Consider the following 9,393-nt stretch of genomic DNA (forward strand, 5'->3'; position numbering starts at 1 on the left):
CATTCCAGCTTTTACTTGCGGCTTGCAGCTCGAAGCTTGTAGCTATCTTCTTTCCCAGACTTCGAAGTTGTAAGCCGGTTTGTCGCCTTCAGCCGGATTCGGCACGTTCGACACCAGTGTCCACTGGTTCAGATCGAACTCCGGAAACCACGCATCGCCTTCCGGGCTCAGTGCCACACGGGTCAGATACAGACGATCCGCCTGCGCCAGCCCCTGCGCATACAACTGCGCCCCGCCAATCAGCATCAACTCGTCGACGCCCTGCTCTTTCGCCCACGCTTCGGCGCGAACCACGGCGGCTTCCAGCGACGGATAGACTTCTGCGCCCTCCAGCACCAGACCGGCCTGACGGCTGACCACGATATTCAGACGGCCCGGCAACGGACGCCCCAGCGAATCCCAGGTCTTGCGGCCCATGATGATCGGCTTGCCGAGCGTCGTGGCCTTGAAGTATTTGAAGTCTCCGGGCAGGTGCCAGGGCATGCTGTTGTCGACGCCGATCACGCGGTTTTCACCGAGGGCTGCGATCAGGCTGAGGGGGAGTGATTTAGTCATGCCGGCGAGGATACCAGAGCCGCCCTTACCCCGATAAGCGCCACAGCGGTTATGCTCACGGCTCAATCAAGCAACGGGATGCCGCGTGACTGAACTGACTTCACTGCAAAACCTCTGGCTCACCGAAACCGTGCGTCTGCGCGAAGAACACGCAGGCCCGCTGGATGATCTGGAAGCCAATCGCCTGGCCCGCGCGGCCGGCGGCGATCTGCCGGGACGCATTCAACGCCGGGCCTTGTGGCTGGCCGAGCGCGACGGCCTGACCTCGGCGCTCAAGCACTGGCTGCAAGGCGCGCGCCTGGCGCTGGTGCTGCTGGCGATCTTCGCCGTATTGAGCGGCGCAGGGCTGGCCTTCGCCGCACTGGGCCAGACGCCGGTCAATGTATTCTGGGCGCTGGGCAGTCTGCTCGGGCTGAATCTGATTCTGCTGTTGAGCTGGGCGCTGGGACTGATCTTCGCCGGCGAACACGGCACCACCCTTGGCCGCTTGTGGCTGTGGCTCAGTGAAAAACTCGCCCGCGATGCCAAGGCGGCGCAACTGGCGCCGGCCCTGCTGTTGATGCTGCAACGCAAGAGGCTCAATCGCTGGGCGCTCGGCACGCTGGTCAACGGCCTGTGGTTGCTGGCGATGTTCAGCGCGCTGGTTTTGCTGCTGACGCTGATGGCGACCCGGCGCTACGGCTTCGTCTGGGAAACCACGATTCTCAGCGCCGACACATTCATCAACATGACCCAGGCCCTCGGCGCATTGCCGGCGCTGCTGGGCTTCAACGTGCCGACCGTGGACATGATCCGCGCCAGCGGCGACACCGCGCTGAACATCGAAAGCGCCCGTCAGGCCTGGGCAACCTGGCTGGTCGGCGTGCTGGTGGTGTACGGCGTGCTGCCGCGTCTGCTGTTGGCGCTGTTTTGCTTCTGGCGCTGGAACAGCGGCAAAGCCGCATTGCGTCTGGACCTGAACCTGCCCGGTTACGCCCAACTGCGCGAGCGCCTGATGCCGACCAGCGAACGCCTCGGCATCACCGACCCAGAACCTGCGCAAATGCACCGCGTCGAAAGCACCGTCGGCGAACACGCCAGCGATGGCGCATTGCTGGTGGCAATCGAACTCGACGATCAACACTCATGGCCGCCGACGCTGCCGAAAAACGTCAGCAACGCCGGCATCCTCGACAGCCGTGAATCGCGCAACAAACTGCTCGAACAGCTCAGCCGTTTTCCGCCGGCGCGCCTCGCGATTGCCTGCGACCCACGGCGTTCACCGGATCGCGGCAGCCTGGCGTTGATCGCCGAGCTTGCGCGCAATGCCGCCGCGACCCGCGTCTGGCTGTTGCAGGCGCCGCAAGGACAAGCGCTGGACGCCGAGCGCCTCGGTGACTGGCACGTGGCGCTGCAACAGCTGGAGCTGCCGTTCGCCGATTGCGCCCCGTTGAACTGGCTGGAGCACGGACATGACTGACGCCTGGAAAGCGCCACTGAAACTGGCGGTGGTCGGCCACACCAACGTCGGCAAGACTTCGCTGTTGCGCACCCTGACCCGCGACGTCGGCTTCGGCGAAGTCTCCCATCGACCGAGCACCACCCGGCATGTCGAAGGCGCGCGGTTGTCGGTGGATGGCGAGCCGTTGCTCGACCTCTACGACACGCCCGGCCTGGAAGACGCCATCGCCCTGCTGGATTTTCTCGAGCGTCTGGAACGCCCCGGCGAACGCCTCGACGGCCCGGCACGGCTGGCGCGGTTTCTCGACGGCAGCGAAGCACGCCAGCGTTTCGAACAGGAAGCCAAGGTGCTGCGGCAACTGCTCGATTCCGATGCCGGCCTGTACGTGATCGACGCCCGCGAACCGGTCTTGGCCAAGTACCGCGACGAACTGGAAGTGCTGGCCAGTTGCGGCAAACCGTTGCTGCCGGTGCTGAATTTCGTCAGCAGTGCCAACCACCGCGAGCCGGACTGGCGTGAAGCACTGGCGCGTCTCGGCCTGCATGCGCTGGTGCGTTTCGACAGCGTCGCCCCGCCCGAAGATGGCGAGCGCCGACTGTATGAAAGCCTCGCACTATTGCTGGAAAACGCCCGCCCTCAGCTCGAACGGCTGATCGCCGATCAACAGACCCAACGCCTCGCCCGCGAGCAGAGTGCCGCGCGCCTGATCGCCGAATTGCTGATCGACTGCGCCGCGTGCCGACGCAGTGTGGCAAGCAACGCTGAACAGGAACAACAGGCCATCAGCGAACTGCGCAAAGCCGTGCGTCAACGCGAACAGAAGTGCGTCGAGGCGCTGCTGAAGCTCTACGCCTTCCGCCCGCAGGACGCCGCCGCCAGCGATCTACCGCTGCTCGACGGACGTTGGGGCGATGACCTGTTCAACCCGGAAACCCTCAAGCAACTCGGCGTGCGGGTCGGCGGCGGGATTGCGGCCGGTGCAGCGGCCGGTGCGGGTGTGGATTTGCTGGTCGGCGGCATCACCCTAGGCGCCGCCGCGCTGGCCGGCGCCATTGCCGGCGGCGCCCTGCAAACCGCCCGCAGCTATGGCAACCGCTTGATCGGCAAGATCAAGGGGCAGCGGGAGCTGACGGTCGACGACAACGTGTTGCGCCTGTTGGCCCTGCGTCAGCGGCAACTGTTGCAAGCGCTGAATGCCCGCGGCCATGCGGCGATGGATGCCGTTCAGGTGGCGACGCCGCAGGACAAGACCTGGCGCGAGGGCAAGTTGCCGGAAGCACTGAACAAGGCGCGGGCGCATCCGCAATGGTCTTCGCTGAATCCGCATCCGAAGCTGAATCAGGCGGAGCGGCAGGAGCAGATTGAGTCGTTGGTCGGGAAGGTGCTTGAGCTTTAGATCCGCGCCCTCACCCGGTCGACAACAAAACTTCAGCCTTGCGCTTGAGAACGGCAAGATCCATCACCGGCACCGCCATTTCCTTCGCCAGTTCATCCCACTGGCGCATTCGCAGGCTGACGGCGCACAACGGATCCTGCTCGAACGCATCCGCTTCAGCCTCGGTCATCACCCCGCCCTGATATTCCAGGGTGCGGCGGCTGGCTTCGCTCAAGCGGTCGTAATAGCCCGATTCCCTGAGCGTCAGATAGCGCTTGGCCTGGACGTGATATTCCACCAGTCGCGCCAGGCGTTCGCTGAAGCCGGCCTCACGCAAGTAATCCGCGCCGAGGCGTTCGTGGCTGACCACGCCGTAACCGCCCATGTTCTCTGCGCCTTCGGCACACAAGTGGCCGATGTCGTGGAAGAACGCGGCAAGCACCACTTCGTCGTCGAAGCCTTCGGCGATGGCCAGTTGCGCCGCCTGGGACATGTGCTCGATCTGCGACACCGGTTCGCCGATGTAGTCGCTGGCGCCGAAGCGCTCATAGAGGCCGAACACCCGGTCGATGACTTGCTCGTGACTCAACATCAGTGCTCTCCAAAAAGCTGTGCAACATTGCGCTCGGCCATGGCCGGGCCGACGCTCATGCCGACGCCGCTGTGCATCAGCGCCACACTCAGCCCCGGCGCCGGACGCAGGAACGAAAACGGCCCCGGACCCCGGGAACCATAGACGCCCTGCCAGCGCTCGACCACCTGCACCTTGCAACCGAGAGTCTGTTCGGCCAGTTCGAGCATCCAGTTGTCGACCTGCTCGGCGTTGAACGGTGATGGATCGCTGCCGTAATGGTGCGAGTCGCCGATGATCAGTTCGCCATACGGCGTCGGGCTGATCAGCAGGTGAATGCCGTTTTCCTGCAAGTGCGGTTGCTCGCGCAGGATTTGCGCCTGCACTGCGGCCGCTTCCGGCAGATCGGCGAAGGCGCCGTAATGCACGCAGCTGAGGCCGGTGAGCAAGGCTTGTTGCAGGTTCAGGTCGATCTGCGGCCGGGCGCGGAGCATTTGCAGTCGGCAGATTTGCGGGTCGAGGGCGGCAATCGGCTCGGCCAGCAAGGTCTGATAATCGTGGCCGGAGCAGACGATGATCTGCTTGGCGGAGAATGTGCCGGCAGTACTTTGCAGGCGCCCAGGCTCGACGTCGCGAACCAGCGTCGAGAAGTGAAACTCGACGTCGAGCTCGCGGCGCAGGTATTCGATCAGCGCCGGAATCGCTTCCCGGGAATACAGCTGTTGGTCGTCCATACCGTGCAGCGCGGCGCGGTGATGGCTGAACTGGCCGCCGTACAGATCGCGCAGCGCGGCACCGCGCAGCAGTTCGACGCGGTAGTCGTGCTCGACGGCGCGTCCGGCGCAGAAGGCTTCGAGCAAGTGCTCTTCGGCTTCGGTGCGGGCGAACAGGTACGAGCCGTTGCGCTTGAGTTGCAGGCCGGCGAGCTGCGCCCACTGGCCCCAGATGTCGCGGCTGGCTTTGGCCAGTTCGAGCATCGGGCCTGGTGGCTGGCCGGTGACCAGGGCCTGGCCGAAGTTGCGTACCGAGGCGCCAATGGGCGTGGCGGTGCGCTCGAAAACCGTGACCTTGAGACCGCGCCGGGCGGCGGCCCAGGCGTGGGACAGACCCAGGATGCCGGCGCCGACGATCAGCAAGTCTTTGTGTTGTGTCATGCAGCTACCTCAATGATCGTTCCCACGCTGATCGTTCCCACGCTCTGCGTGGGAATGAATACCGTGACGCTCTGCGTCACAGAGGACGCGGAGCGTCCTTGGCTGCATTCCCACGCGGAGCGTGGGAACGATCAATGCTCCGTCAGGGAACGATCGGGTAAGAAGATTTACTTGGCAGCGACTTTCTCGGACTTGCCGTCATAACGCTTGCGCCATTCGGTCAGGATCTCGTCGCGGTTCTTCGAGGCCCAGGCGAAGTCGTTCTTGATCAGGCGCTGCTCGTAGTCGGCCGGCAGTTCGGTCTGCGGCTTGGCGATGCCCGGTTGGGCGAGGACAGCGAAGTTTTCCTTGTACAGATCCATCGCCGGGGCGCTGGCGGAGAAGTCGGCCAGTTTCTTCGCAGCTTCTTCGTGCGGCGTGCCTTTGATCACGGCGGTGGCTTCGATCTCCCAGCCGAGGCCTTCCTTCGGCAGGATGATGTCCAGCGGCGCGCCCTGACGCTTCAGCTGAACGGCCGGGTATTCGAAGGAAATCCCGATCGGGAATTCGCCCGCTGCCGCCAGTTTGCAAGGCTTGGAACCGGAGTGAACGTACTGGCCGATGTTCTGGTGCAGACCGTCCATGTAGGCCCAGCCCTGTTTCTCGCCGAAGGTTTGCAGCCAGGCGCTGACGTCGAGGAAACCGGTGCCGGACGAGGCCGGGTTCGGCATCACGATCTTGCCCTTGTACTCAGGCTTGGTCAGGTCCTGCCAGCTCACCGGTTTGCTCAGGCCCTGCTTTTCGGCTTCGACGGTGTTGAAGCAAATCGTCGCGGCCCAGACGTCCATGCCGACCCAGGCTGGCGGGTTGGCGGCGTCGCGGTAGTTCGCGCCGATCTTGCCCAGATCCTTCGGCGCATAGCTTTGCAGCATGCCTTGCTGATCGAGGATCGCCAGGCTCGACGCCGCCAGGCCCCAGACCGCGTCAGCCTGCGGGCGATCCTTTTCGGCCAGCAGTTTGGCGGTGATGATCCCGGTGGAGTCGCGCACCCACTTGATCTCGACGTCCGGGTTGGCCTTTTCGAAGGCCTCTTTGTAGGACTTCAACTGCTCGGCTTCGAGGGCGGTGTACACCATCAACTCGGTTTTTGCCGCGAAGGCATTCAGGCTGAAAGTAGCGAGCACAGCAGCGGCCAGGGCCATAGGCTTGAACATGATCGTTTTCCTGTCGGTGAGTTGAGGCTGAAGGGATAAGTCGTGGATCAGTGGCCGGGCGCCGTTTGCCGCCAGGCCTGGGAACGGCGCAGCAAGCCGCGCGAAGCCCACGCCAGCAGCAAGGACACGCCCGCCGAGGTGAACAGAATCAGGGTCGACATCGCCGCAGCCCCGCCGACGTTGCCGGCGTCATCCATGTTCAGCACCGCCACCGCCGCGAGGATGGTGTCGGGGCTGTAGAGGAAGATCGCGGCGGACACGGTGGTCATGGCCGAGACGAACAGGTAGCGCACGATGTCCAGCAGCGCCGGCAGGCAGATCGGCACGGTGACCCGCAGGTAATGCCGGTACAGCGGCGCCTTGAGCGACAGCGCGGCAGCTTCGAACTCGGCGTCGAGCTGGCGCAGCGCGGTGGTGGCGGTCATCTGCGCGGTGGTCAGATAGTGAGCAATGGTGCAGACGATCAGCAGGGTCATGGTCCCGTACAGCACGTGCAGCGGGTTGCCGGTCAGGTTGAAGAAGAAGACGTAACCCAGACCCAGCACCAGCCCCGGCACCGCCATCGGTACGAAACTGAGCATTCGCAGTGTCAGATTCAGCCCGCGCTGGCTGCGGGTCTTTTCCATCAGGTAGGCGCCGGTGAAGATCAGCACGCTGCCAATCAGCGCCGTGCCCAGCGCCATCTTCAAACTGTTGCCGTAGGCCAGCCAGCCACCGCCGGCAGTTTCGTTGAACTGATAGTGGTTGAGTGACAGCGACAGGTTGTACGGCCAGAATTTCACCAGCGACGAGAATACCGCCATACCGAACACCAGCAGCAACGCGGCGCTGATCAGCAGCACAACGCTGAAATAAAAGGCGTCGCGCTTCTTCGACGGTGCCGGTTTGAACACCTGGGCGCGACCGCTCATGGAGTCGCCGTGACGCCGACGCAGCCAGGCATCGACGCCAAAACTGAACAGCGCTGGCAGCAGCAGAACCATGCCGATCAACGCGCCGCGACCGAATTGCTGCTGGCCGACCACCGCTTTGTAGGCTTCCAGCGCCAGCACCTGATAGTCGCCACCGACCACCACCGGCACACCGAAATCGGTGATGGTCAGGGTGAACACCAGACAGAACGCGGCGAACACGGCCTGGCGGGTCGCCGGCCAGGTAATGCTACGAAAGGCCTTTGCCGGACTGGCACCCATGCTCGACGCGGCGTCGAACAATCGCGCATCCGCCAGCGACAGGGCTGACAGCAAAATCATCAAGGCGTGTGGGAAGGTGTAGATCACCTCACCCAGAACAATCCCCCAGAAACCGTAGATGTTGTCCGACAGCAGCCCGCGCAACAGGCCCTGATTGCCGAACAGATAGACCAGCGCAATCCCCGGCAGCATCGACGGCGCCATCAGCGGCAGCAGGGAAATCCCACGCCAGATGCCTTTGCCGGAAATCAACGTGCGCTGCAAGGCGTAGGCAAACAGGTAGGCCAGCGGTACGACGATCGCCGCGACGCTGAGGGAAACTTTCAGGCTGTTACCGAGCAACCAGTGGAAATTGTCGCTGGTCACCAACTCCTTGGCGGCGAGCCAGCCACCGCCCTGCCCGGCTTCGCTGCTGAAGCCGCGCCAGAAGATCGCCAGCAATGGCAACAGCACCGCCACACCGAGCAGCACCAGCAGCAGAAGTTTGCCGCCGAGGACGAAGATCCGGTCGCCGACCTCGGCCCCGGACATCTGCCGCGCCTGCTTTTGCGGTAGCGGCAGTGCGAGGTTGCTGTTCATCAGGCAAACACCTGCAGGCTGCGTGGCGGCAAGGCGACCATGATCTGCTGGGCGCCGAGGCGTGGCATGGCTTCCGGTGCCAGTTCGGCGAGCAAGGGGTGGCCGGGCAACTGATCGAGTTCGAAGCTCATGCGGCAGCGGTTGCCGAGGAAAGTGATCTCGCGAACCTTGGCCGGGAACAGGTTTTCCTCGTGTACCAGCGGATTGACGTTGATCGCTTCCGGGCGGCAGAACAGCCGGCCCGACGCACTGTGGACGCTGCCGTCGGCCAGGCGCAGGTTCATCCCGCCGACCTTGGCGTGGCTGTCGCTGCTGCGCTGGAATGGCAACCAGTTGCCTTGGCCGACGAACTCGGCCACGAACGGCGTGGCCGGGCGGTTGTAGATTTCCTGCGGGGTGGCGTACTGCTCGACCTTGCCGTTGTTCATCACGGCAATGCGGTCGGCCATCAGCATGGCCTCGTCCTGATTGTGGGTGACCATCAAGGTGGTGATGCCGAGGTTGCGTTGCAGTTGACGCAGCTCGGTGCACAGATGCTCGCGAACCCGGGCATCGAGGGCCGACATCGGTTCGTCGAGCAACAGCAGCGACGGCGCCGGTGCCAGAGCCCGGGCCAGTGCCACCCGTTGCTGCTGGCCGCCGGACAACTGGCCCGGGTACTTTTTCTCACTGCCGGTGAGGCCGACCAGTTCCAGCATCTGACCGACGCGACGGCGCACTTCATCGCGACCGCTGCCGGCGAGGCCGTAGGCAATGTTCGCTTCGACGGTCAGATTGGGAAACAGCGCGTAGGACTGGAACAGGATGCCGTAGTCGCGGGCCTGCGGCGCGAGGTGGGAAACATCGCGCTCGCCCAGGTACAGCTCGCCGCTGTCCTGCTTCTCCAGACCGGCGATGCAACGCAGCAACGTGGTCTTGCCGCAGCCCGACGGGCCGAGCAGGCACACCAGTTCACCGGCCGCGACATCGAGGGAGACGTTATCCAGCGCAGTGAATGCGCCGAAGCGCTTCTGCACGCCGCGCACTTTCATCGGTGCGCCGGGGTTGGTCAGGGCAGTTGCGATTGCAGGGTTCATGGACAGGCCTCATCAAGCAGATGAGACGAATCCTAGAGTTGTAATGCTTCGGTCATATGGCAGTGAGGCAAAAACCGCCGATAGTGGTATTCAGGATTTTTGGTTCACCACAGATCGTTCCCACGCTCTGCGTGGGAATGCCTCAACGGACGCTCCGCGTTCGGCTCTGGAAGGGACGCGGAGCGTCCCGGGCTGCATTCCCACGCAGAGCGTGGGAACGATCACCAAGCCGGGGACATCTCCTGCGCCAGTCCGA

Annotated in this window: 8 protein-coding genes; 2 read left to right on the forward strand and 6 right to left on the reverse strand. The window is 63.9% G+C overall.

What is annotated here, in order from left to right:
• Positions 1–42: 42 nt before the first annotated feature.
• Positions 43–555, reverse strand: a complete 513-nt coding sequence (locus EIY71_RS18325) for a dihydrofolate reductase (RefSeq protein ID WP_039767902.1) — start codon at positions 553–555, stop codon at positions 43–45.
• An 85-nt stretch (positions 556–640) separates the two neighbouring features.
• On the opposite strand from EIY71_RS18325, the gene EIY71_RS18330 reads away from it, so the two are divergent.
• Together EIY71_RS18330 and EIY71_RS18335 are read left to right on the forward strand one after the other, a co-directional pair.
• On the forward strand, positions 641–2,014 hold the full coding sequence (locus EIY71_RS18330; RefSeq protein WP_085746712.1) for a DUF2868 domain-containing protein: 1,374 nt from the start codon (positions 641–643) through the stop codon (positions 2,012–2,014).
• Positions 2,007–3,392 (forward strand): GTPase/DUF3482 domain-containing protein, encoded by a 1,386-nt coding sequence (locus EIY71_RS18335; protein ID WP_134022604.1) that lies wholly within the window; start codon positions 2,007–2,009, stop codon positions 3,390–3,392. The genes EIY71_RS18330 and EIY71_RS18335 overlap by 8 nt, the downstream gene beginning before the upstream one ends.
• Positions 3,393–3,402: 10 nt before the next feature.
• On the opposite strand, the gene EIY71_RS18340 is transcribed toward EIY71_RS18335, so the two are convergent.
• From EIY71_RS18340 to EIY71_RS18365, 5 genes are all read right to left on the reverse strand, one after another.
• Positions 3,403–3,963, reverse strand: coding sequence for a phosphonate degradation HD-domain oxygenase (locus EIY71_RS18340; RefSeq protein WP_129972256.1), 561 nt, complete (start codon positions 3,961–3,963; stop codon positions 3,403–3,405).
• Positions 3,963–5,096: a TIGR03364 family FAD-dependent oxidoreductase gene (locus EIY71_RS18345; RefSeq protein ID WP_134022606.1), complete on the reverse strand. Its 1,134-nt coding sequence runs from the start codon at positions 5,094–5,096 to the stop codon at positions 3,963–3,965. The genes EIY71_RS18340 and EIY71_RS18345 overlap by 1 nt, the downstream gene beginning before the upstream one ends.
• Positions 5,097–5,263: 167 nt before the next feature.
• Positions 5,264–6,289 carry a putative 2-aminoethylphosphonate ABC transporter substrate-binding protein gene (locus EIY71_RS18355; protein ID WP_134022610.1) on the reverse strand — a complete coding sequence of 342 codons (1,026 nt, stop codon included), beginning with the start codon at positions 6,287–6,289 and terminating at the stop codon, positions 5,264–5,266.
• Positions 6,290–6,336: 47 nt separating this feature from the next.
• On the reverse strand, positions 6,337–8,061 hold the full coding sequence (locus EIY71_RS18360; protein ID WP_134022612.1) for a putative 2-aminoethylphosphonate ABC transporter permease subunit: 1,725 nt from the start codon (positions 8,059–8,061) through the stop codon (positions 6,337–6,339).
• Positions 8,061–9,137: a putative 2-aminoethylphosphonate ABC transporter ATP-binding protein gene (locus tag EIY71_RS18365; protein ID WP_102685803.1), complete on the reverse strand. Its 1,077-nt coding sequence runs from the start codon at positions 9,135–9,137 to the stop codon at positions 8,061–8,063. Before EIY71_RS18365 ends, EIY71_RS18360 begins: the two co-directional genes overlap by 1 nt.
• Positions 9,138–9,393: the final 256 nt, after the last annotated feature.

Origin of the sequence: Pseudomonas sp. CH235 (assembly GCF_004368175.1) — a bacterium.
Classification (GTDB): domain Bacteria; phylum Pseudomonadota; class Gammaproteobacteria; order Pseudomonadales; family Pseudomonadaceae; genus Aquipseudomonas; species Aquipseudomonas paraglycinae.

Bases quoted from the DNA above. Each gene is read 5' to 3' on its own strand.
- EIY71_RS18340 (WP_129972256.1), bottom strand. From the start codon at position 3,963: ATGTTGAGTCACGAGCAAGTCATCGACCGGGTGTTCGGCCTCTATGAG.
- EIY71_RS18325 (WP_039767902.1), bottom strand. From the start codon at position 555: ATGACTAAATCACTCCCCCTCAGCCTGATCGCAGCCCTCGGTGAAAAC.
- EIY71_RS18345 (WP_134022606.1), bottom strand. From the start codon at position 5,096: ATGACACAACACAAAGACTTGCTGATCGTCGGCGCCGGCATCCTGGGT.
- EIY71_RS18355 (WP_134022610.1), bottom strand. From the start codon at position 6,289: ATGTTCAAGCCTATGGCCCTGGCCGCTGCTGTGCTCGCTACTTTCAGC.
- EIY71_RS18365 (WP_102685803.1), bottom strand. From the start codon at position 9,137: ATGAACCCTGCAATCGCAACTGCCCTGACCAACCCCGGCGCACCGATG.
- EIY71_RS18360 (WP_134022612.1), bottom strand. From the start codon at position 8,061: ATGAACAGCAACCTCGCACTGCCGCTACCGCAAAAGCAGGCGCGGCAG.
- EIY71_RS18335 (WP_134022604.1), top strand. From the start codon at position 2,007: ATGACTGACGCCTGGAAAGCGCCACTGAAACTGGCGGTGGTCGGCCAC.